The organism is Pseudomonas sp. DWP3-1-2 (genome assembly GCF_049896285.1).
In the GTDB taxonomy this organism is placed as follows: Bacteria; Pseudomonadota; Gammaproteobacteria; order Pseudomonadales; family Pseudomonadaceae; genus Aquipseudomonas.
Genome location: NZ_JAFCTZ010000005.1, coordinates 107,325 through 128,251, shown reverse-complemented (window position 1 = coordinate 128,251; position 20,927 = coordinate 107,325). Strand labels below are relative to the sequence as shown.

Genomic DNA, 20,927 nt, shown 5'->3' with positions numbered 1-20,927 from the left:
TAGCTGCGCAGCGAGCTTGCCCGTCACAGCATCAGCCCCGTCGTCCATTCAGAATCAACAGCGTCAACACGCCCGCCACAATTCCCCAGAATGCCGAACCGATGGAAAACAGCGTCAGCCCTGATGCTGTGACCATGAACGTGATGAGCGCCGCTTCCCGTTCCTTGGGTTCGTTCATGGCGACGGTCAAACCGTTGATGATCGAGCCAAACAATGCCAGTGCCGCGATGGACAGCACCAGTTCCTTGGGAAATGCAGCGAACAGGGCGGCCAGGGTCGCGCCATAAATACCGGCGATGCCGTAAAAAATGCCGCACCAGAGTGCCGCTGTATAGCGTTTGTCCTTGTCTTCATGGGCATGTGGACCGGTGCAGATCGCCGCACTGATTGCCGCAAGGTTGATTCCATGGGAGCCGAATGGCGCCAGGAGCAGTGAGGCGATGCCCGTGGTGGAAATCAGTGGCGAAGCGGGTACCTGATAGCCGTCGGCCCGGAGCACTGCAATGCCGGGCATGTTCTGCGAAGTCATGGCGACCACAAACAGTGGAATCCCGATGCTGATGGTCGCTGCCAATGAGAACTCAGGGGTTGTCCAGACCGGTACCGCCACTTCCAGCGCGAATCCGCTGAAATCCAGCAGGCCCAGAACACCCGCCAACGCCACGCCCACCAGCAACGCACCCAGTACGGCAAAGCGCGGCGAAAGACGTTTGACGATCAGATAGGTGAAGAACATGCCCAACACCAGGGCGGTGCGGTGCTGAGCGGCGAGGAAAATCTCACTGCCGATCTTGAACAGAATGCCTGCCAGCAACGCGGCTGCCAGAGAGGCCGGCAAGCGTCTGACCAGCCGTTCGAAGCTGCCCGTCAAACCGCAGATCATGACCAGCACGGCGCAGGTGATAAAGGCACCGATCGCTTCAGGGTACGCGACACCGCCCAGGCTGGTGACGAGCAACGCCGCGCCGGGCGTTGACCAGGCGACCGTAATAGGCGTGCGGTATCGCAGCGACAGTCCAATGCTGCACACCGCCATGCCCATGAACAGCGCCCAGATCCAGGAAGAAATCTGGGGCGTGGTCAGGCCCGCCGCCTGACCGGCCTGGAACATCAAGACCAGCGAGCTGGTGCAGCCCGTCATCATGGCGATGAAACCGGCCACGATGGCTGACGCTGAGGAGTCCGCAAGCGGCCGTAACGGGGCGTGTGTGGTGTGAGGCATCAGACATTCCTTGTACGAATTCAGGCGTCAAGCCTAAACGTAGACGTTACAGGGCATTGCGATACAGCCAGCCACGTAGATGCAAGTACAGTTGGTTAAAACCTGCTTAAGATGAAGCGTTGTACCGGCGTGCTGAAAACGGCTCATGCAGAGGTCATTCAAGAGGGCCGTCAGTGGCTGGCGCCGCCTTTCCCGACTTTGGCAACGTGTGCCCCAGCGCCTGATTCACCGCCAGCCAACCGTCCACCGCCTCTCGGCCCGCTTCGGCAAAAACCCTTTGCAGGAGCTTCACCTGTTCGCGCCGCAGAGCCTGTTCAAACTTCATGCCTTCGGCGGTCAATGCCAGCAACCGCTTGCGCTTGTCGCTGTCCGGCGCTGCACTGTGCACGAGATCCATTGCGACCAACTGGCGCAACGGGGCGTTCAGCGCCTGCTTGCTGACCCCCAGCACACCGAGCAACTCGGTCACGCTCAAGCCGGGATAACGCGCGATGAAAAAAACGATGCGTTGATGCACACGGCTACAACCGCGCCGCTCCAGCATTTCGTCTGCCTTGGCAGTGAACGCCTGATAGCCGAAGAAAAACGCTTCCATGGCGGCTTGTTGAGTGGCTGGGTTTTTAAGGTCAATCATGTTGACGTATCCGGTTGAGATATCGTAGTTTCAGTCAACCAGTTTGACTTATTTCCATTTCTTTCGGCTACCGGTGATCTCCATGGCATTCTCCGAACGCGTCTCCCGCCTGAAAAGCTCTTTGATCCGTGAAATTCTCGCGGCAGCGCAGCGCCCGGAAGTGATGTCGTTTGCGGGGGGGCTGCCCGCTGAAGCGATGCTGCCGAGGGTGGAGTGGGCGGACATGCCGGTGGCGCTGGGTCAATACGGGATGAGTGAAGGTGAGCCGGAGCTGCGTGAAGCGCTGGCTGATGAAGCCCGAGCGATCGGCCTGCCTTGCGAGGCCAGTCAGGTGTTGATCGTCAGCGGTTCGCAACAAACCCTGGATCTGGCCGCCAAGCTGTACATCGACAAAGGCACGAAAATTGTTCTGGAAGCGCCGACGTATCTGGCTGCATTGCAAATATTTCAGCTGTTCGGCGCTGATTGCCTGACCGTGCCGCTGCACGCTGACGGCCCGGATCTGGTGGCCATGCGTCAGCGACTGGAGCAACACACGCCAGCGTTTGCTTATCTGATTCCGACCTTTCAGAACCCGTCGGCAGTGCGCTACAGCGAGGCAAGCCGTGAAGCGGTGGCGGCATTGCTCGACGAGTTCGACGTGACCCTGATCGAAGACGAGCCCTATCGTGACCTGACCTTCGATGGCGGCAGCGCGCGGCCTATCGCCAGTCGCCTGAAAAAGGCCAGCTGGATCTACACCGGCACCGTATCGAAAACCCTGCTGCCCGGCTTGCGCGTCGGCTACCTGATTGCCAGCCCGGATCTGTTTCCTCATTTGCTGCGTTTGAAACAGTCGGCCGACCTGCACACCAATCGCCTGGGCCAATGGCAGGCGCTGCAATGGATCGGCACCGCGCACTACCGCAAGCATCTGCTGCAACTGCAGGACTTTTATCGGGGGCGTCGCGATGCATTCGAGGCGGCCTTGCAGGAACACTTCGGGGATCTGGCGGACTGGAACAGTCCGCAAGGCGGATTGTTCTTCTGGCTGACCTTGAGGCAACCGTTGGATACTCGCACTCTGCTCAGCGCCGCATTGGAACAGAACGTTGCGTTCATGCCCGGCGAACCCTTCTTTGCTGACCCGGATGCCAATCACGGGTATCTGCGTTTGAACTTCAGCCACATTGACCCGGATCGTCTGGGCGAAGGGTTGAAACGATTGGCGGCGGTCGTGCGACAGGCGCAGATGCAACAGGTGGCTTAAGGGTATTCAGCGTTAGCAGCTAAAGGGGAACAGCAATGTATAAGGTTTATGGCGACTACAACTCGGGCAACTGCTACAAAATCAAGCTGATGCTCAGCCTGCTGGGTATTAGCTATCAATGGATTGCCGTCGACATTCTCAACGGCGAAACCCAGACGCCCGCCTTTCTGGAAAAGAACCCCAACGGCAAGATCCCGGTCCTCGAGCTTGAGGACGGCACCTGCCTGTGGGAGTCCAATGCGATTCTCAATTTTCTGGCCGACGGCAGCCATTTCCTGCCCGCCGAGCCGCGCTTGCGTACTCAGGTGCTGCAGTGGCAGTTTTTTGAGCAATACAGCCATGAGCCTTGCATCGCCGTTGCGCGCTTTATCCAGTTTTATCTGGGTCTGCCTCAAGAGCGCCTTGCCGAATATCGCTCGCTTCAAAAAGCCGGTTATCGTGCGCTGGCGGTGATGGAGCAACAACTCAAGCGCACGCCGTATCTGGTGGGCGACAGGTTCTCCATCGCGGATATTGCCCTCTATGCTTACACTCATGTGGCCCACCAAGGCGGCTTCGACCTCTCGGCATATCCGGGGATCGTGCAGTGGTTGGCGCGCGTGAAGGATCAACCGGGGTATGTAGGAATGCTGGATTGAGCCTGCAAGGCCCTATTCAGTCACTGGGTAATAAGGAGTTTCACGATGCGGTTTTCAATGATGGCGGTGCTGGCTTTTATGGCCCTGGGCATCGGTTGTTCGGCTCAGGCGCAGGTTAAGGATTGCGATGGCACCCAGAGCGAGATGAATGCATGCGCTGGCAAGCAGTCGACGGCGCTGGATGCCGACCTGAACAAACAGTACAAGGCCCAAATGAGCTATTTGAAAGACCCTGCCCAACAGCAGGCGCTCAAGAATGCACAGATCAAATGGATCGCTTTTCGCGACGCAGACTGTTTGTATCAAGTGGGCAAACCCGAGGACTCAGGATCAATCTGGCCGTTGCTGCAATCCCAATGCCTGGCCGGGCATACCGAGTTGCGGGTCAAGCAATTGAAAGCATACGTTGCGTGTCGTCAGGACGGTTGCCCCAACTGATCCAGCGGATTTGCCGGCCCGGCAAATCCGCCAGTTGCGGCACATTTCAGACCGTGGCGAAGCGCTGGTTCAGATAGTCGATGATGACCTTGGATTCATACATCCAGACGGTCTTGTCGCCTTCCTCGATGCGCAGGCAAGGCACTTTGATCTTGCCGCCTTCTGTCAGCAGTGTCTGGCGATCCTGCTCGTTGTTTTTGGCATCGCGCAGCGCCACGGGCACGTTCAAGCGGCGCAGGGTGCGGCGGGTCTTGACGCAGAATGGACACGCGTGAAATTGATACAGCGTCAATCCTTGTGCCGACGCGTCGACTGACGCCTGGGCGTGTGGCGTGCGTTGCTTCTTGCCTGGGCGGGTCAGGAAATCGATGAAGATGACCAATTGACCCAGGCCAACCCGTAATGCCTTGATAAACATGATGAAATCCTGTGTGGGAAACCGAGGCGGGAAGATTGCCCGAGGCCCGATCGTCAGCAATCGGGCAGGGCGGTGATCACTTGATCAGGCTGAGAAACTCGCTGCGGGTAGCGGCGTTTTCGCGGAACTCGCCCAGCATCACCGACGTGATCATCGCGGAATTCTGCTTTTCGACGCCGCGCATCATCATGCACATGTGCTTGGCTTCGATGACCACTGCCACGCCCAGGGCACCGGTGACCTTCTGGACGGCTTCGGCGATCTGGCGGCTCAGGTTTTCCTGGATCTGCAGGCGGCGGGCGTACATGTCGACGATGCGTGCGACCTTGGAAAGCCCCAGCACTTTCCCGTTAGGGATATAGGCGACGTGGGCCTTGCCAATGAACGGCAACAAATGGTGCTCGCACAACGAATACAGCTCGATGTCCTTGACCATTACCATTTCGCTCGCATCGGAGCTGAAGAGTGCGCCATTGGTGACTTCTTCAAGGGTTTGCTCGTAGCCGCGACACAGATACTGCATCGCCTTGGCCGCGCGCTTGGGGGTGTCGAGCAGGCCTTCGCGGGAAACGTCTTCGCCCAGCTGGCCAAGGATCGCGGTGTAATTCTGTTCCAGTGTCACAGGGCTGTTTTTCCGTGTGGATTCAATGAACGCGGGTTTGCTTCCCGCCAAGGCGCACATAGTAACTTACCTGTGGCTGACAAGTCGCGGTCAGGGCGCTGGCGGCGTACCTGGGGGTGTGTATCAACATCGTTACGTAGACCGTACCAAGCTGCTACGTACATATCGGGCCTTGCGCTGTCTGAGGCTACAGGTAACAAATACCTGTCCCATAGAGAGTGCATTAGATGTTTGCTCGAATAGTTAAAGTCGCAATGGTTGTAGCTGTGCTGTCTACTGTTTCCGGGTGCTTCCCATTCTGGGGCCCAGGTGGTCATGGCGGTGGCGGCGGTGGTGGCGGTCATAGTCAAGGCGGTGGTGGCCCAGGCGGTCCAGGTGGCCCAGGCGGCCGTCCGTAACCTCTGCGTCGCTTCAGGCTGCAAGGCTTGAATCAGGCCGTGACGATTACTCGTCGCGGCCTTCCATCATGGTGCGCTTGAGCATCACATACACCGCCCCCGCCCCACCGTGTTTGGCCAGGCATGAGCAAAAACCCAGAACCTGTGAATGTTGCCGCAGCCAGGTATTGACGTGGCTTTTGATCATCGGCCGCTTGCCGTCCAGGCGTACAGCCTTGCCGTGAGTGACGCGCACGCAGCGAACCTCCAACTGGGTTGCTTCAGCCAGAAATGCCCACAACGTTTCTCTGGCCACTTCGACACTCATACCGTGCAAATCCAGGCTGCCCTCGAAGCTGATCTGCCCCAGTTTCAGTTTGCGCATCTGGCCTTCCTGAACGCCATCCCTTGACCAGCTCAGTACGTCTTCAGGCCCTACATCAATCACGAATTGATCGGAAAGACCGTCAACAGTCACCGAGTCGGTGCGCACGGTTGCCGATTGGCGAAGCCTGGCCAGAAGTTTGCGGTCGGCTTTGGGTTTGCCCACATCCGCCTGCTCATGCTTGATGGGCTTGACGCCGCGCGTCTCGTTTCGGAACAGGGAAAAATCGTCGTCTTGCATGGTGCCTCCGCGAATCGGCCTAGTTTAACCAAGTCGCGGGGTGCTCGGGTTGACTAAAAATCGCGGTATCAATCAGTCGTGTTTTTTCATCAGGTGAGGTGACATATTCAAGCCCCTGGCCCGGCGCAGGCTCAGTCGGCAGCGGCGCCACAACCAGATACCCAGATAAAGCACCAGCAGGCCGGCGGCGATGATGAGCGCAGCGCCCACGGGGCTGGCATTGAGCTCGCCCAGCGTCTCGGGATGACCCACGAAGCTGGACACCCCTGCCATGCTCAGCAGCACGCCCAATGTAGCGAGCAAGGCGGCAAGGGCGCAGCCAATGCGTACAGGCCAATTGCCTTGCCCTTTGGGGCGCAGACGACGGGCATCGAAACCATCGGATATTTTCATTCCGATTCCTCCAGGAGTATCGGCGCTCTGACCCGGATATGAACCGGTTGTTCCAGTAAAGGCGGGTTCAAAGGCAAATGCGAGTGGTTAATGGATAGGCGGTTAGTGTGAAGTAGATCACAGGATCGCAGGGGGGATGCCGGTTTTGCTTCAGGAACCGCCTGGAGAAGCTCCGGCGCAGCGATGGCGCACGGGCACGGTCGATCGATTCCTGATGCTCAAGGGCCTTAGATCAAGTCTTTGGTCAGCGCCAGCGTGGCGAAGTTATCGTTCATGATGGCCATTTCAGTGCGATGCACGACCTGGGCGCTGACCACGCCGTCAGGGCTTGGCAGGTCGCGGGTGGCGCAGGCGTCGTCAACCAGGGTGCACCGGAAGCCATAATCCTTGGCGGCCCGCACCGTCGTGCTGATGCTTGAATGGCTCATGAAGCCGCACACGATCAGGTCAAGATGGCCGAGCTTCTGCAGCAGATCGGCCAGTTCTGTGCCATTGAAGGCATTGGGCAGGCGCTTTTCGACGATGGGCTCACCGTCATGAGGCACCAGGGAGGGCATGAATTCGCCGCGCTCGCCTTGTGGGTCAAACAGGCCGCCTACAGTGCCGAGATGGCGTATGTGCACGATCGGGCACTTTCGGGCCCGCGCTGCCGCTACCAGAAGGCCGATATTGGCGACGGCCTCGTTGATGCCGGTGAGGGCCAGCGGGCCACTGACATATTCTTTCTGGGCATCAATGATGATCAGGGTGGCATTACTCAAGGTGGCCGGTGCATAACCACGGCCGCTGAGTTGAAACATGGTCTTTGGATCTGACATCTGGGGCTCCTTCAGGTGGGGCTTTTGCGACATTCTCCCCCGGCTGAGCGGTTCTGTGAATGGCAACGATGACAACGACCGGTTTTGGCGGGCTGCAGGGCCGTTTTCGGCTGTGTAATGGCAGTATGCCTTGATTGTTTGATCCAAATCCATAAAGTGCAGCAGGCATTGATGGCGCGATACGGCTTCCCGGCATCGTCTGCTAGAATCCCCCGTCGTTTTCCCAAGGAGTTGTCTGAAGTGATCACATCCCGCTTGCGCACGCTGCGCGACCATATCCGTTGGGCGGTCAGTCGCTTTCACGAAGAAGACCTGTTTTTCGGGCATGGCACCGATAACGCCTGGGATGAAGCCCGGCAGTTGGTTCTGGGGGCCGTACACCTGCCTTGGGAAATCGCGGACAGCTACCTTGATTGCCGACTGGAAATCGATGAAATCGAGGACCTGCAGCGCCTGATCAAACGCCGTATCGACGAGCGCATGCCCACACCTTATCTGCTGGGCGAAGCCTGGTTCTGCGGCATGTCCTTCATTGTGGACGCGCGTGTTCTGATCCCGCGCTCACCCATTGCCGAGCTGATTGAAAACCGGTTTGCGCCGTGGCTGGCCGACGATCCTGCGCGGATACTCGACCTGTGCACAGGCTCCGGCTGCATCGGCATCGCGTGTGCCGATGAGTTCCCGGAGGCCGAAGTGGTGCTGGCGGACCTGTCTTTCGAAGCGCTGGAAGTGGCCAACCAGAACATCGAGCGTCACGGGATGGAGAATCGGGTCTACACGGTGCAGGGTGATGGCTTTGACGGCTTGCCTGGGCAGCGTTTTGACTTGATCGTGTCCAATCCACCGTACGTGGATGCGGAAGATTTCGCAGACATGCCCGACGAGTACCAGCACGAGCCGGAGCTTGCCCTGGCGTGCGGCAGCGATGGGTTGAATCTGGTTCGGCGCATGCTCAGCCAGGCCGCTGACCATTTGACGCCCAAGGGCCTGCTGATCGTCGAGGTCGGCAATAGCCAGGTGCATGTGCAGGCGTTGTATCCGGAAGTGGACTTCGCCTGGCTGGATTTCCTGCGTGGGGGCCATGGCGTGTTCATGCTCACCGCCGCCCAGTGTCGCGAACATCAGGCGTTGTTTGAATCGCGGGTTTGATTGCGAGTCGCAGAGGCGCGCGTGCCCGCGATAGAGCGATGGACAGTCAGTCAGCCGCTGTTCTGGCTGACATGACGCTATGGCGGGCTGGCGTTTTTGCGGCCCGTCAGCGGTTTTCAGCACGCGGGCGTGGTTGATCGGCCGCACTCAACGGTGCGTGGCAATCCAGATCAGTAACCCTGCCTGAAATACCGAGAATGCCACTAGGCACGCGATAGTAAAGCGCAGGCTGCTGTCCTCGCGTTTGTACTTGCTCACCCGGTCTTCATGCTGGCGTATCAGCACTTCCTGTCCGATCATCTTTTTCTCGGCATTCTCGAGCATGTGCGCAGCGTCGAGCATTTCGATGATCTGAACCTTGTCGGTATTCCAGGTGCTGTGCAGGTTGCCGACCTGGACCTCCTTGACGCTGGCTTTCATGTGTTGCGCGTCGGCGTAGGCGACTTCCAGGCCCTGGCAGCGCAGGAAGTGATCCCGGCGCAGGCGAGTGTCTTCGTTCAAACCGTCCTTGCTGGCCAGCGCAACACTTTCGATCTTGTAGGTTGACCATCTTTTCTGTGCCCAGAGAATGGCCTGGGCCGCTATGAAGCGTCCGACACCGCGGTTCCACGGCTCGATCTGCAAACCGGAATCAGGCCCCAGGCGTACCAGTTGCTTGTCGTGGTCCACCCAGACATCCAGATGATTCTGTTCCCGTCTGACCTTTTGCCCCGGCAACTGGATGGCCAGGCGCAACAGGCTCAACTCTTTGCTGTGACGCTCGGCCCGGCCAAACTGGACGAAACGCAGAGGGCGGCCGCCCGTTGCCCGGTCAGTTTGCAGCGGTGCAAGACGCAACAGCAGAAACGTTTCGGGCTGAACGTCTTCCCACGGCTGCACCACCGCAGGCGCTTTGGCTGCGGCAACGTCTTCTTCGCCAGGTTTTGGAGCATTCTTTTCAGTCATGTTTACCGCGATCCTGTCCACGACCCTGTGCGGCAAACACAGCGTCAGCAGCATCCTATCGGCCGGTTTCGCCAGTCCTGAAGGGTACAACGCACCTGCCGCTATCAAAAAGCCGGGTCATGCTGCAGGCAGAGCGTTGATGAAGCGCAGAATGCGGGTGGTCAGTTCGCTGGCCAGCGGCAACTGTGGGTCCTTGTAAGACGCCAACTGACGCTTGATGTCGTTGGGCACAATGCGCAGCACATGATTCATGCCATCGATCAGGGCCAGTTCGGCATCGGGTTTGGCTTGCTGCAAGAGCTGCGCATCGCCCACGCCCACTTGAATATCATGGCGACCCTGAACAATCAGCGCCGGCACCTGCAACTTGCCGAAAGCCGCTGCCGGGTCCTGGCGAAAAAGCGAGATCAGGTAAGGCTGCACGCTGGGACGAAACACGACTTCCAGCTCAGGGGGCACATCGTCGTCTGTCTTGCCGGCCTTGATTTCATCGATCAATTGATTGGCACGCGCAAGCAGTGGGGGCGGCAGGCGATATTGAAGTTGTTCGCGCAGCACCTGATCCACCGGGCGTCCGGTACCCGCCACGGAAATCACTGCACTGGCTCCGGCTTTCTCGGCAGCCAGGGAAGCGACCATCGCACCTTCACTGTGGCCCAGCAGAATCAAATGCCCCAGGCGCGGATCAGCCTTGAGCTTCTGGCCCCAGGCTTCAGCGTCTGCCACGTAGGCTTCGATGCTCAATTGGCGCTCGTCGGGCGTCGCCGGTTTGCTCTCGGCGACCCCGCGCTTGTCATAACGCACGCTGGCGATGTTGTGTTTGGCGAGAATGCGCGCCAGGCGCTTCATGCTGTCGTTGCGCCCGCCATCGGGATTGTTGCCATCGCGGTCTGTTGGACCGGAGCCTGCAATGATGAGGACCACGGGCACGGGCGCGTCGGACTTGGGTAGCAACAAGGTGCCGAACAACTCGCCGGTACCGGTATCCAGGCTGATCGGTCGTTGCAGGACAGTAGGCGGACCCGCGTAGGCAAGCCCGGTGAGCAGGGGAAGTATCAAGGCAATAACTCGTAACATCGTTGGGCCACTATCTGTTTGGGTGCCGATTGGACGCGGCCAGACGAATAAGGTTCGAGGATGAACTACACGACTAGCCTGCGTATACTGGCGCGCCTACTTTTATTGATCTGATTTTTTCGCTGACTCTCGGAGCACCCGCATGTCCGGCAACACTTTCGGCAAGCTGTTCACTGTCACCACTGCCGGCGAAAGCCATGGTCCGGCGCTGGTTGCTGTCGTCGACGGCTGCCCGCCGGGCCTTGAGCTGTCGCTGCAAGACCTGCAAGTTGACCTGGATCGCCGCAAGCCTGGCACCAGTCGCCACACCACCCAGCGTCAGGAAGCGGACGAGGTGGAAATCCTCTCCGGCGTCTTCGAAGGCAAGACCACGGGTGCGTCCATTGGCCTGTTGATTCGTAATACGGATCAGAAGTCCAAGGACTATTCAGCGATTCAGGACCTGTTTCGCCCGGCCCATGCCGACTACACCTATCACCACAAATACGGCATTCGCGATTATCGCGGCGGCGGTCGCAGCTCCGCGCGGGAAACCGCCATGCGCGTGGCCGCCGGTGCCATCGCCAAGAAATACCTGGCGAGCATGGGCATCCTGGTGCGTGGCTACATGAGCCAGCTAGGCCCGATCCAGATCCCGTTCAAAACCTGGGATTGTGTTGAAGACAACGCCTTTTTCTGCCCTGATCCTGACAAGGTCCCGGAGCTGGAAGCCTACATGGACCAGTTGCGCCGTGATCAGGATTCGGTCGGCGCGAAGATCACGGTGGTGGCTGAAGGCGTCATGCCGGGCCTGGGCGAGCCGATTTTCGATCGTCTGGACGCCGAGCTGGCCCATGCGCTGATGAGCATCAATGCGGTCAAGGGCGTCGAGATCGGCGCGGGCTTTGCCTGTGTCGCCCAGCGCGGTACCGAGCACCGCGATGAGCTGACCCCTGAAGGTTTTCTGTCCAACAATGCCGGTGGCATTCTGGGTGGCATTTCCTCTGGTCAGCCGATTGTCGCGCACCTGGCGCTTAAACCGACGTCCAGCATCACCACGCCGGGCCGTTCCATCGACGTCAACGGCCATCCGGTGGACGTGATCACCAAGGGCCGTCATGACCCCTGCGTGGGTATCCGCGCTACGCCCATCGCCGAGGCAATGATGGCCATCGTGTTGCTGGATCACCTGCTGCGCCATCGCGGGCAAAACGCCAATGTGCGGGTCAACACGCCTGTGCTGGGTCAGTTGTAATGACCGGCGGCACCGCTGCCATCGCAGCCTGCTAGCGTGATGCCGCCTGCTACCTCGCAGCTGCCGTATTGGCGGCTGTCCAGCTTCTACGTGTTCTATTTTGCGTTGCTGGGTTCAACGGCACCGTTTCTGGCGCTGTATTTTCATCACCTGGGGTTTTCCAGCGCGCGGATCGGTGAGCTGGTGGCGATCCCCATGCTCATGCGTTGCATCGCCCCCAATATCTGGGGCTGGCTGGGGGATTACACCGGACGGCGTCTGACCATCGTGCGGTTTGGCGCTGTGTGTGCGTTGCTGACCTTCGCGCTGATTCTGTTCGACAAAAGCTATGCCTGGCTGGCGATGGTCATGGCGCTGCATGCGTTCTTCTGGCACGCCGTGCTGCCGCAGTTCGAAGTCATCACCCTGACGCACTTGCAAGGGCAGACCTCGCGCTATAGCCAGATTCGCCTCTGGGGATCGGTGGGCTTCATTCTGACGGTGGTCGGCCTGGGGCGCTTGTTTGAAAGCCTGAGTCTTGATTTTTACCCTCAAGCGTTACTATTGATCCTGCTGGGTATTGTCGTCAGCAGTGGGTGGGTTCCCAATGCTCAACCGGTGCTATCGGGCGCGCGGCTGGGGGCCGGTGGTTTTTTTCGGCAACTGACGCGACCCGGCGTACTGGCCTTTTACGTCAGCGTCGGCTTGATGCAGTTGAGCCACGGCCCGTATTACACCTTCCTCACGCTGCACCTTGAAAACCTGGGTTACGGCCGGGGTTTCATTGGCCTGTTGTGGGCAGTCGGGGTGGTGGCCGAAGTGTTGATGTTCATGGCCATGAGCCGTGTCCTGCAGCGTTTCACCGTGCGCCAGGTGCTGCTGGTGAGTTTTCTGCTCGCGGCCCTGCGTTGGGTGCTGCTGGGTAGCTTTGCCGAACATCTGTGGGTGCTGATCGTTGCGCAGCTCATGCACGCTGCGACATTCGGCAGCTTTCACGCGGCTGCCATCCATTTCGTGCAACGTAGTTTCGGCCCGCAACAACAGGGTCAGGGCCAGGCGCTTTATGCCGCGCTGGCCGGTACCGGCGGCGCGTTGGGCGCGTTGTATTCGGGCTATAGCTGGAATCTGCTGGGCCCGGGCTGGACTTTCAGCATCGCCAGCGTGGCGGCCCTGGCCGCTGCCGTCATGACAGGTTTACGAATGAAAGAGGAACGCGCATGAGCCGCGAACAGCTGAGCCAGGCGATTATCGACGCCGGGCGATTTTTATATGCACGAGGCTGGTCTCCGGCCACCAGCAGCAATTATTCCGCACGGCTTTCGCCCAGCGAAGTGCTGCTGACCGTCTCCGGCAGGCACAAGGGCGAGTTGGGTATGGACGACGTTCTGGCCACTGATCTGGCCGGTAACAGCCTTGAACCGGGCAAGAAGCCTTCGGCGGAAACCTTGCTGCACACCCAGATTTACAGCTGCAAGCCAGACGTCGGCGCGGTGCTGCACACCCACTCGGTAAACGCTACGGTATTGTCGCGTCTGACGGCCGTCGATCATCTGGTGTTTGAGGACTACGAACTGCAAAAGGCGTTCAGCGGTGTCGTCACCCACGAATCCCGGGTCGTGGTGCCGATCTTCGACAATGACCAGGACATTGCCCGTCTGGCCGCCAACGTCCAGCCCTGGCTGGATGCCCATCCGGATTGTGCAGGCTATCTGATTCGCGGTCATGGCCTGTATACCTGGGGCGCGAAGATGAGCGATGCGTTGCGCCAGATCGAAGCGTTCGAGTTTCTCTTCGAGTGCGAGCTGAAAACCCTCGCGATACTCAATCGATAACAGATTTACCCGCAGCGGCCTGGCTTTCTCATTATTAAAATCGGCCGCAGGGTTCACCAAAACCGAGGAATTGCCAATGAGCAGTCTGTTCGTTTACCACGAGTCCAGCCCCGAGCAGCCCGATAAAGTCCTGACCCATGTGGAAGACATCGCGTCCACCCTGGCCGAGCACGGTGTGGGTTTTGATCGTTGGCAGGCGGCGACACCCGTGGCGCCCGGCGCCAGCCAGGAAGAGGTGATCAGCGCCTACCGGACGCAGATCGACACTCTGATGACTGAACGCGGCTACGTGACGGTCGATGTCATCAGCCTCAATAGCGACCACCCTCAGAAGGCCGAACTGCGGTCCAAATTCCTCGACGAACATCGCCATGGGGAAGACGAAGTACGATTCTTCGTCGCCGGCCGCGGGCTCTTTACCCTGCACATCGATGACTATGTCTACGCCGTGTTGTGCGAAAAGAACGACCTGATCTCCGTTCCGGCGGGCACCCGGCACTGGTTTGACATGGGCGAGAACCCGCATTTCGTGGCCATCCGCCTGTTCAATAACCCCGAGGGCTGGGTCGCCCAATTCACCGGCGAAAGCATTGCCCGCCAGTTTCCGCAGCTCGACGATTTATAAGGCCGGATACCGATGACGATTAAAGCTGTCCTGACGGATATCGAAGGGACCACCAGTGCGGTGAGTTTCGTATTTGAGGTGCTGTTCCCGTTTGCGAAGGAGCATCTGCCGGAATATGTTCGCCAGCACGCCAGCGAACCCGCCGTGGCCGCCCAGTTGCATGCAGTGCGCGCCGAGAGCAATGAGCCGGATGCTGATGTGGAGCGGGCTATCGAGATTCTGCTGCAATGGATCGCCGAGGATCGCAAAGCCACACCACTCAAGGCCCTGCAAGGCATGGTCTGGGAGCAGGGCTACAAGGCGGGTCAGCTCAAGGGGCATGTTTACCCGGATGCCGTGGAAGCGCTCAAGCGCTGGCATGAGGAAGGCTACGCGCTGTACGTGTATTCCTCCGGGTCCATTCAGGCTCAACAGTTGATTTTCGGTTGTTCCGAGGCAGGCGATCTGTCCGGGCTGTTCAGCGGCTATTTCGACACCACCTCCGGGCCCAAACGTGATCCGCAGTCCTACCGGACCATCACTGCCGCCATCGGCTTGCCTGCCGAGGAGATTGTGTTCCTCTCGGACATTGTCGAGGAACTGGACGCTGCACAGGCTGCCGGGATGCCGACCTGCGGGCTGGTCCGCAACGGGGGAGAACTGATCGGACACAGCAACGTTGCCAGTTTTGCGGTTATTGATCTGGCGACGTTCTGAGTTGCCGTCTCGGGCCAGTCGCGGTTTTTTGCCGCGACTGCCGTCAGTACAATCATCGTCCCTCGCCACCTCGTAGCGGAACTTGAGTCAGTCTTTTCCTGCTGTTTTGTGGGAAGGGGCCGGGTTGTAAGTCGGTGAAGACTGTTTGTTTCCGCTGTGGCTTTTCAATGCCTTGAATCGTGTAGTTTCCTGCTCATCCAGCCCCCGCCGTCATCGCTCAACACACACACAAACAGGATCGGGCCGGATCAGGAGCGCGCCCTTATGGAAACTGCCAAACCGCGAAATGCCGACCTCAATCCGCTGATACAGCAAATGGTCAGCAGCATTACTGAACTGGACAGCGAATATGCGATTGAAAAAGCACTGGGCTGGCTGCGGCGTGAGTGCCAGTGCGAGCGAGCCATGTTCTATCAGTTTCGAGGTTCAATGCTGCTGACGCTGGTGACGTCCAATGTGGATGACGGTTGGCGGCAGCTGTATCGACGCGGTCGGATGCTCCTGGAAGATCCGGTGGTCAAGTATTACCGCGAGCAGTTGGGGTTTCTCGACTGGCGTCAGGCCTTTGCGCTCTACCCGGCGTCGAACACTTTTTGCGAGGCTGTTGCCAGCCATCAGCTCAATCCCGGCTGCTCTTTCGGCTACAGCCACAAAGGACCGGGTTTTCAGGGCGTGACGTCGATTTGCTCGCTCAACGGGCTGAAGCGCTCGCTGACAGCGGAGGATAAATACCTGCTGTCCAGTCTGGTGCCGGTGCTGCACATGGTGGGCAGGGGCGCGAAGTTGCGCGCTCAAGGGCTCAGCGAGAAAGAAGTCGACATACTGGAGTGGGCACGGGAAGGAAAAACGACGTGGGAGATTGCTTCCATCCAGCAGATATCGGTGCCGACCGTGAAGTATCACCTCAAGAGCATCTATAACAAATTAGGCGTTTCCAACCGTGCCCAGGCAGTGGGGGAGGCATTGTGCCAAGGGATTATTCAATAGTTGCAGACTCTTTTTTAGCATGGAGCTGATTAGCCTGAAGTGCGGCGGCCGCCAAAACCCGGGCGAAAAAAAACCGCGAAAGCTATTCAGCAGTCGCGGCTAAAACAAAGGATGAGAGAGCGGGTGTATCGGTGAAACAGTCAGTAATGTGGGGCTTAGCCCACCCATCAGCGGGTGTGATAAGTCGGCAGGTCAAAACGGTGTTGGCTTTGCAGCATCGAGATGGCTGGCAGTTCGCTGGCTTGTGCCGCGAGGTCTCGACGGATGGCGCTGATTACCCATTCCAGTTGAACCGGCGTATGAAGCTGCGCGTAGGACACGCAACGACGGATCTGCTTGCCTTCACTGTTACGCAAAGAAAGAAGTACGCCACCATCAGGGCGGGCCTGGGTGGTTACGTCAAATTCGGAAAAGACGGATGCGAATTTTTCTTGGATAAAAGTCATGTCTAGCGGCTCCATTGCTCATGGGATAACAAGCTTGGAAGTACTAGTGCAGTGACTGTGCCAGGATTTCGATATAAATAAAAACGTTATAAATCAGTAGGTTATGAATATTCTGCTTTTCGGGGTTCGTGCAATTTGCATGAATGCCTATCGTGCATCCTGCATTTTGCGGGTTTTTTTGAGGTTTACACGGGACTAGAGCGGAACTTAACCCTGAACCCGTGTTCCGGGGGCCGTTGCCAGAGGACGCGAACGCATCCGAAGGCTATGACCGCGTCCACCTCCACTTATTCGAGCCCGTCGCCAATCTTTTTTTCTCCCTCGCTCAATGGCCTTGATAGACGCCCGTGTCTTGACCGCATTCGAACGGCTGCGCACAGTTGCGGTCATTGCTAACAACGGGAGCCTGCCGGGATCGGCACGTTGTCCGTTCCGGGGCTGTACCCCTGAAACCTTATGTGTCCGCGTGCAAAGCGCTTCCAGGAGAGAGTTGATGTCAGATCAAACCCATACGGCGTCCGAACCCGTGCCGATGACCGATGATGAGGCCCTTGAATTCGCCGAACAGGTATTTGATGTCGCGCGCCGGGGTGATGCCGTGATGCTGGACCGGCTGCTGGAGAAGGGCCTGACGCCTGACCTGCGCAATCACAAGGGCGACACTTTGCTGATGCTGGCCAGCTATCACGGCCATCAAGAGGCCGTTCGGGTGCTGCTCAGCCACAAGGCTGATCCCGAGATCCGCAACGACAATGGACAGAGCCCGGTGGCGGGCGCAGCGTTCAAGGGTGATCTGGCGGTGGTCAAGTTGCTCATCGAAGGCGGCGCTGACGTGGAAGGTGCTTCAGCCGATGGCCGCACGGCATTGATGATGGCCGCCATGTTCAACCGCACTGAAATTGTCGACTACCTCATCAGCAGGGGCGCCAACCCTCATGTGCAGGATGCCAAAGGCGTAACACCGCTGGCCGCCGCGCAAACCATGGGTGCGGCCGATACCGCTGCACAACTGAGCCAACTCGCCCACTGACTGCGGCATGTTCTGTATCGATAGAGGTGTGAAGGATTTGCCGTTATCCTTCGCGCCTTTATTTTTGCGTGTGATCAGGATTGCCCCATGAAAAATCAACTCATCGAATTAATCGGCAAAATCAGTTCGGGGTGCATGGGCGAGCAGGAGGTCGAACGCATCGCCGACGAAGCCGCCCAGGCGTATGCCGCTCCCGAGGCATTTCTGGCCGCCAACCCGGATATCAACTACGACGACACGTTCCCGATTTCACTGGGCGAATGGGTCGTGGTGGGCAGCTTGCCGGAGACTGTGTTGTTCCAGGCCGACACTTACATGGACTTGTTTGCCCAGATCGTCGAGTCGTTCGGCAAAGACGTCACGTTCAACATCAAGCCCAAACAGTTGGCCAAAGTCGAGCCACTGACCGCGCTCAACCGTATTCAGATTCAGTTGGGCGCCATGAACAAGGAAATGGGCGGCTATGTGCTGATGAACTTCAGCCAGCCGCTGGATGACGAGCTTCAGACAGTGCTGGTCTATGGATGCGATCAGGCCCGCGTGCTTGAGTTGTGTGCCGCTGTGGGCATCCAGGCGGCGCCCGCATTGCAGACGCTCAAAGCCTCCAGCTGATCAGCCCAGCGCGGTATCCAGAAACATCATGACCGCGAAACCGCCCATCAAACCAAGGGTCGCTGAGGTTTGATGGCCGTTGCGGTGAGTTTCGGGAATGACTTCATGGGACACCACAAACAGCATGGCGCCTGCGGCCAGTCCCAGGCTGACCGGGTATGCGATGGCGAAGCCGCTGGAAATTCCCAGGCCAATCAGCGCGCCAATGGGCTCCATCAGACCTGAACCAATGGCCACCAGCATGGCTTTGAAGGCTGAAAGCCCGGTGACGCGCAAGGCCAGGGCAATCGCCAGACCTTCCGGAATATCCTGAATGGAGATCGCGGTGGCCAGTGGCAGGCCGACGTTCATGTCGCCATTGGCGAATCCGACACCAATGGCCATGCCTTCCGGAAGGTTGTGCAGGGTGATCGCCAGAACGAATAACCAGACCCGGTTGATACGTTCGGAATGCGGCCCCTGACGACCCACGCTTTCGTGTTCGTGAGGGGTGAATTTGTCCAGGCCCAGCATCAACAGCACGCCGAGCCCCAGGCCCACTACCACGGTTGCTGCAGCAAACGGCCCGCTTCCGGTGATTTCCCGCGCGGCGGCGAGGCCGGGAAGGATCAGGGAAAATGAGCTGGCCGCGAGCATCATGCCCGCCGCGAATCCCAGCATGATGTCCTGGGTGCGCTGGGTGATGGAGCGCATTGCAACGGCCATTACGGCCCCCAGCGCGGTCGCGGCGAAGCCGGCAGTACCGCCGAGCAGGGCGTAATGCAGGTTGTCCTGATTGGCGCCATAAATCGCGTTGTAACCACTGGCGATCAGCAGCCCCAGCACTACCAGCAAGGCCACGATAAAACTGAGGCTGATCAAGGGCGTTGATTGGGCCTGAGCGAACCACGTCGCCCACAACGTTCTTGGTTGTGCGGGGGTTTGCATGAGTACTGACCTTTGCGGAATTAATTAAAAATTTGCGCCGTTACGTCTGTCTTATCAAGTCGGAGCACAAAAATATGCCGTTGGTTCAACGGAACCCTCTCACACGGCGACTATCCTAAGCAGGCATATATTTATTCGCGACAATCGGGAGCGACACCATGGGTTCCACGTTCAATGGTTTGATAGGGCTGATCATTCTGGCCCTCGACATCTGGGCCATCATCAATGTTCTGAAAAGTGGTGCCGAGACTGGCATGAAAGTCCTCTGGGTACTGCTGATCGCTCTGCTGCCGGTGTTGGGTCTGATCATCTGGGCGATCGCCGGTCCGCGCGGTAATGTGCGTATCTGATCGTTAACGCTGATCCGGCGCCGCACCAACACGCCTGATTGCACCTTTGCAATCAGGCGTTTTTGTTTTGATAGGCGTGAGCGTCATCGGCTGGACGATAGCGGTCAAGGACAAGAGAGGTTCGACCTGTCATGTTCCTCGACGTAGAATGCGCGCCTTTCTTATGGGCGGCTTACCGTCCTGCCATCTGCATTTATCAGGGACTTACCCATGAGCGATTATCAAGAAACGTTGTACGAAGGTTATGGCCAGCGTTTTCGCATGGAAAAGCTGCTTCACGAGGTGCGTACCGAGCATCAGCATCTGGTGATTTTCCAGAACCCGCGCATGGGGCGCGTCATGGCCCTTGATGGTGTGATTCAGACCACCGAAGCCGACGAGTTTATCTACCACGAGATGCTGACTCACGTGCCGATCCTGGCCCATGGCGCGGCACGCCGGGTACTGATCATCGGTGGCGGCGACGGCGGCATGCTGCGCGAAGTCGCCAAGCACCGCAGTGTCGAGCACATCACGATGGTTGAAATCGACGGCACCGTCGTCGAGATGTGCAAGGAGTTCCTGCCGAACCACTCCAAAGGTGCGTTCGATGACCCCCGCCTGAATCTGGTGATCGATGACGGCATGCGTTTTGTCGCCACCACCGAAGAAAAATTCGACGTGATCATCTCTGACTCCACCGACCCGATTGGTCCCGGTGAAGTGCTGTTTTCGGAAAACTTCTATCAGGCTTGCCATCGCTGCCTGAACGAAGGCGGCATTCTGGTTACCCAGAACGGCACACCGTTCATGCAGTTGAGCGGCGTGCAAACCACGGCCGGACGTATGCGTGGCCTGTTTGCTGACTGGCATTTCTATCAGGCGGCGATTCCGACCTATATTGGCGGCGCCATGACCTTTGCCTGGGGCGCGACCAACACGTCCTATCGCAAACTGCCACTGGAAACCTTGCGTCAGCGTTTCGCGGGCAGCGGCATCGTGACCCGTTACTACAACCCGGAAGTCCACATTGGCGCGTTCGCGTTGCCGCAATACGTGTTGCAGGCAATCAATAAGCCCAGCAACGACTGACCAAGGCCGGGAAAGGGTTACGCAGGCATGGCATCTGCTCTGAAGTGATGCGTGCGTGACCGTCTGTTGGTATCCGTCACACACTTGCTTACATAAAACAGACGACCTGGCGCCGAGCCTCGCTGGCTCGGACTGCCTGATCGGCTCATGGCCGGTTCTCGCCGACCGGTCCCACGGTGTGAACGCCTCCCGACACCTTACTCGCCTGCCATGCGCTCGCCGTTTTCGGCGTCGTTCCGTACTGCGTAATCCTTTACCGGCAGTCGTTCAACTGAACCCGCGCGTGGTGAACAACGAAATTTTCACGTGTTGTCACGGAAAATCCCTCGCGATTAATGGCGCTTCAATGACTGGAACCTCGATTCCAGCGTGTCAGAGTGGTCAACGTCCGACAGTTAGAAATGAAAGATCCTGTTGCTGTCGATGTTTATCACTGAATGATCACGTAAGATTCGCCCCCGCGGTTTGCTCGATGTGATTACGTCGCCAGGCGCACAGATTTTCGACCCAACTTTTGAATCCAACGGATCCCA

The 20,927-nt window shown here is 58.5% G+C and carries 25 protein-coding genes; 14 read left to right on the top strand and 11 right to left on the bottom strand.

Annotation, left to right across the window (positions count from 1 at the left end; translation table 11 throughout):
- Positions 1–31: 31 nt before the first annotated feature.
- Both ACP7B0_RS14010 and ACP7B0_RS14005 read right to left on the bottom strand, forming a co-directional pair.
- The gene (locus ACP7B0_RS14010) at positions 32–1,222 is read right to left on the bottom strand and encodes a benzoate/H(+) symporter BenE family transporter (protein ID WP_426142003.1); all 1,191 of its coding nucleotides are present in this window, start codon (positions 1,220–1,222) and stop codon (positions 32–34) included.
- Positions 1,223–1,376: 154 nt separating this feature from the next.
- Positions 1,377–1,856 (bottom strand): MarR family winged helix-turn-helix transcriptional regulator, encoded by a 480-nt coding sequence (locus ACP7B0_RS14005; protein WP_426142002.1) that lies wholly within the window; start codon positions 1,854–1,856, stop codon positions 1,377–1,379.
- Positions 1,857–1,938: 82 nt separating this feature from the next.
- On the opposite strand from ACP7B0_RS14005, the gene ACP7B0_RS14000 reads away from it, so the two are divergent.
- Genes ACP7B0_RS14000 through ACP7B0_RS13990 form a run of 3 tightly spaced genes read left to right on the top strand, consistent with a single transcriptional unit; the run spans position 1,939 to position 4,181 of the window.
- Positions 1,939–3,105: a PLP-dependent aminotransferase family protein gene (locus ACP7B0_RS14000; RefSeq protein WP_426142001.1), complete on the top strand. Its 1,167-nt coding sequence runs from the start codon at positions 1,939–1,941 to the stop codon at positions 3,103–3,105.
- A 35-nt stretch (positions 3,106–3,140) separates the two neighbouring features.
- Positions 3,141–3,743 (top strand): glutathione S-transferase family protein, encoded by a 603-nt coding sequence (locus ACP7B0_RS13995; RefSeq protein ID WP_426142000.1) that lies wholly within the window; start codon positions 3,141–3,143, stop codon positions 3,741–3,743.
- A 45-nt stretch (positions 3,744–3,788) separates the two neighbouring features.
- Positions 3,789–4,181: a lysozyme inhibitor LprI family protein gene (locus tag ACP7B0_RS13990; protein ID WP_426141999.1), complete on the top strand. Its 393-nt coding sequence runs from the start codon at positions 3,789–3,791 to the stop codon at positions 4,179–4,181.
- Positions 4,182–4,227: 46 nt separating this feature from the next.
- On the opposite strand, the gene ACP7B0_RS13985 is transcribed toward ACP7B0_RS13990, so the two are convergent.
- The 5 genes from ACP7B0_RS13985 to ACP7B0_RS13965 all read right to left on the bottom strand — a co-directional run bounded on the left by ACP7B0_RS13985 (position 4,228) and on the right by ACP7B0_RS13965 (position 7,434).
- Positions 4,228–4,599, bottom strand: coding sequence for a glutaredoxin family protein (locus ACP7B0_RS13985; protein ID WP_426141998.1), 372 nt, complete (start codon positions 4,597–4,599; stop codon positions 4,228–4,230).
- Positions 4,600–4,675: 76 nt separating this feature from the next.
- Positions 4,676–5,221 carry a GTP cyclohydrolase I FolE gene (gene folE, locus ACP7B0_RS13980; RefSeq protein ID WP_426141997.1) on the bottom strand — a complete coding sequence of 182 codons (546 nt, stop codon included), beginning with the start codon at positions 5,219–5,221 and terminating at the stop codon, positions 4,676–4,678.
- A 444-nt stretch (positions 5,222–5,665) separates the two neighbouring features.
- Complete coding sequence (locus ACP7B0_RS13975) at positions 5,666–6,223, bottom strand: Smr/MutS family protein (RefSeq protein ID WP_426141996.1); 558 nt, start codon at positions 6,221–6,223, stop codon at positions 5,666–5,668.
- Positions 6,224–6,295: 72 nt separating this feature from the next.
- Positions 6,296–6,616 carry a hypothetical protein gene (locus ACP7B0_RS13970; protein ID WP_426141995.1) on the bottom strand — a complete coding sequence of 107 codons (321 nt, stop codon included), beginning with the start codon at positions 6,614–6,616 and terminating at the stop codon, positions 6,296–6,298.
- Positions 6,617–6,843: 227 nt separating this feature from the next.
- Complete coding sequence (locus tag ACP7B0_RS13965; protein WP_426141994.1) at positions 6,844–7,434, bottom strand: cysteine hydrolase family protein; 591 nt, start codon at positions 7,432–7,434, stop codon at positions 6,844–6,846.
- A 240-nt stretch (positions 7,435–7,674) separates the two neighbouring features.
- Here ACP7B0_RS13965 and prmB point away from each other — a divergent pair, with 240 nt between their 5' ends.
- On the top strand, positions 7,675–8,583 hold the full coding sequence (gene prmB / locus ACP7B0_RS13960; protein WP_426141993.1) for a 50S ribosomal protein L3 N(5)-glutamine methyltransferase: 909 nt from the start codon (positions 7,675–7,677) through the stop codon (positions 8,581–8,583).
- 147 nt (positions 8,584–8,730) lie between these two features.
- Here the strand turns inward: prmB and ACP7B0_RS13955 are convergent, their stop codons facing one another.
- Positions 8,731–9,528, bottom strand: coding sequence for a hypothetical protein (locus ACP7B0_RS13955; protein ID WP_426141992.1), 798 nt, complete (start codon positions 9,526–9,528; stop codon positions 8,731–8,733).
- Between the two features lie 117 nt (positions 9,529–9,645).
- Positions 9,646–10,605 (bottom strand): alpha/beta hydrolase, encoded by a 960-nt coding sequence (locus tag ACP7B0_RS13950; protein WP_426141991.1) that lies wholly within the window; start codon positions 10,603–10,605, stop codon positions 9,646–9,648.
- A 142-nt stretch (positions 10,606–10,747) separates the two neighbouring features.
- On the opposite strand from ACP7B0_RS13950, the gene aroC reads away from it, so the two are divergent.
- The 6 genes from aroC to ACP7B0_RS13920 all read left to right on the top strand — a co-directional run bounded on the left by aroC (position 10,748) and on the right by ACP7B0_RS13920 (position 15,958).
- Complete coding sequence (gene aroC / locus ACP7B0_RS13945; RefSeq protein ID WP_426141990.1) at positions 10,748–11,839, top strand: chorismate synthase; 1,092 nt, start codon at positions 10,748–10,750, stop codon at positions 11,837–11,839.
- 39 nt (positions 11,840–11,878) lie between these two features.
- Positions 11,879–13,039, top strand: a complete 1,161-nt coding sequence (locus ACP7B0_RS13940; protein WP_426141989.1) for an MFS transporter — start codon at positions 11,879–11,881, stop codon at positions 13,037–13,039.
- Complete coding sequence (locus ACP7B0_RS13935) at positions 13,036–13,650, top strand: methylthioribulose 1-phosphate dehydratase (protein ID WP_426141988.1); 615 nt, start codon at positions 13,036–13,038, stop codon at positions 13,648–13,650. Before ACP7B0_RS13940 ends, ACP7B0_RS13935 begins: the two co-directional genes overlap by 4 nt.
- A gap of 76 nt (positions 13,651–13,726) precedes the next feature.
- A complete protein-coding gene (locus ACP7B0_RS13930) occupies positions 13,727–14,275 on the top strand; it encodes a 1,2-dihydroxy-3-keto-5-methylthiopentene dioxygenase (protein ID WP_426141987.1) in 549 nt (182 codons plus the stop codon).
- Positions 14,276–14,287: 12 nt separating this feature from the next.
- Positions 14,288–14,971 (top strand): acireductone synthase, encoded by a 684-nt coding sequence (mtnC, locus tag ACP7B0_RS13925; protein WP_426141986.1) that lies wholly within the window; start codon positions 14,288–14,290, stop codon positions 14,969–14,971.
- A gap of 264 nt (positions 14,972–15,235) precedes the next feature.
- Positions 15,236–15,958: a helix-turn-helix transcriptional regulator gene (locus ACP7B0_RS13920; RefSeq protein WP_426141985.1), complete on the top strand. Its 723-nt coding sequence runs from the start codon at positions 15,236–15,238 to the stop codon at positions 15,956–15,958.
- Between the two features lie 167 nt (positions 15,959–16,125).
- Here ACP7B0_RS13920 and ACP7B0_RS13915 read toward each other — a convergent pair whose 3' ends face one another.
- Positions 16,126–16,404 carry a DUF3509 domain-containing protein gene (locus ACP7B0_RS13915; RefSeq protein ID WP_426141984.1) on the bottom strand — a complete coding sequence of 93 codons (279 nt, stop codon included), beginning with the start codon at positions 16,402–16,404 and terminating at the stop codon, positions 16,126–16,128.
- A gap of 493 nt (positions 16,405–16,897) precedes the next feature.
- Here ACP7B0_RS13915 and ACP7B0_RS13910 point away from each other — a divergent pair, with 493 nt between their 5' ends.
- Both ACP7B0_RS13910 and ACP7B0_RS13905 read left to right on the top strand, forming a co-directional pair.
- A complete protein-coding gene (locus ACP7B0_RS13910; RefSeq protein ID WP_426141983.1) occupies positions 16,898–17,434 on the top strand; it encodes an ankyrin repeat domain-containing protein in 537 nt (178 codons plus the stop codon).
- Positions 17,435–17,521: 87 nt separating this feature from the next.
- Entirely contained in the window at positions 17,522–18,046 is a 525-nt protein-coding gene (locus tag ACP7B0_RS13905; RefSeq protein ID WP_426141982.1) for a hypothetical protein, read from the top strand.
- Here ACP7B0_RS13905 and ACP7B0_RS13900 read toward each other — a convergent pair whose 3' ends face one another.
- Positions 18,047–18,973: a ZIP family metal transporter gene (locus ACP7B0_RS13900; protein WP_426141981.1), complete on the bottom strand. Its 927-nt coding sequence runs from the start codon at positions 18,971–18,973 to the stop codon at positions 18,047–18,049.
- Positions 18,974–19,131: 158 nt separating this feature from the next.
- Between ACP7B0_RS13900 and ACP7B0_RS13895 the strand changes: the two genes are divergently transcribed.
- Positions 19,132–19,323, top strand: a complete 192-nt coding sequence (locus ACP7B0_RS13895) for a PLDc N-terminal domain-containing protein (RefSeq protein ID WP_426141980.1) — start codon at positions 19,132–19,134, stop codon at positions 19,321–19,323.
- Between the two features lie 210 nt (positions 19,324–19,533).
- Positions 19,534–20,394 (top strand): polyamine aminopropyltransferase, encoded by an 861-nt coding sequence (gene speE / locus ACP7B0_RS13890; RefSeq protein ID WP_426141979.1) that lies wholly within the window; start codon positions 19,534–19,536, stop codon positions 20,392–20,394.
- The last annotated feature ends 533 nt before the right edge of the window (positions 20,395–20,927 follow it).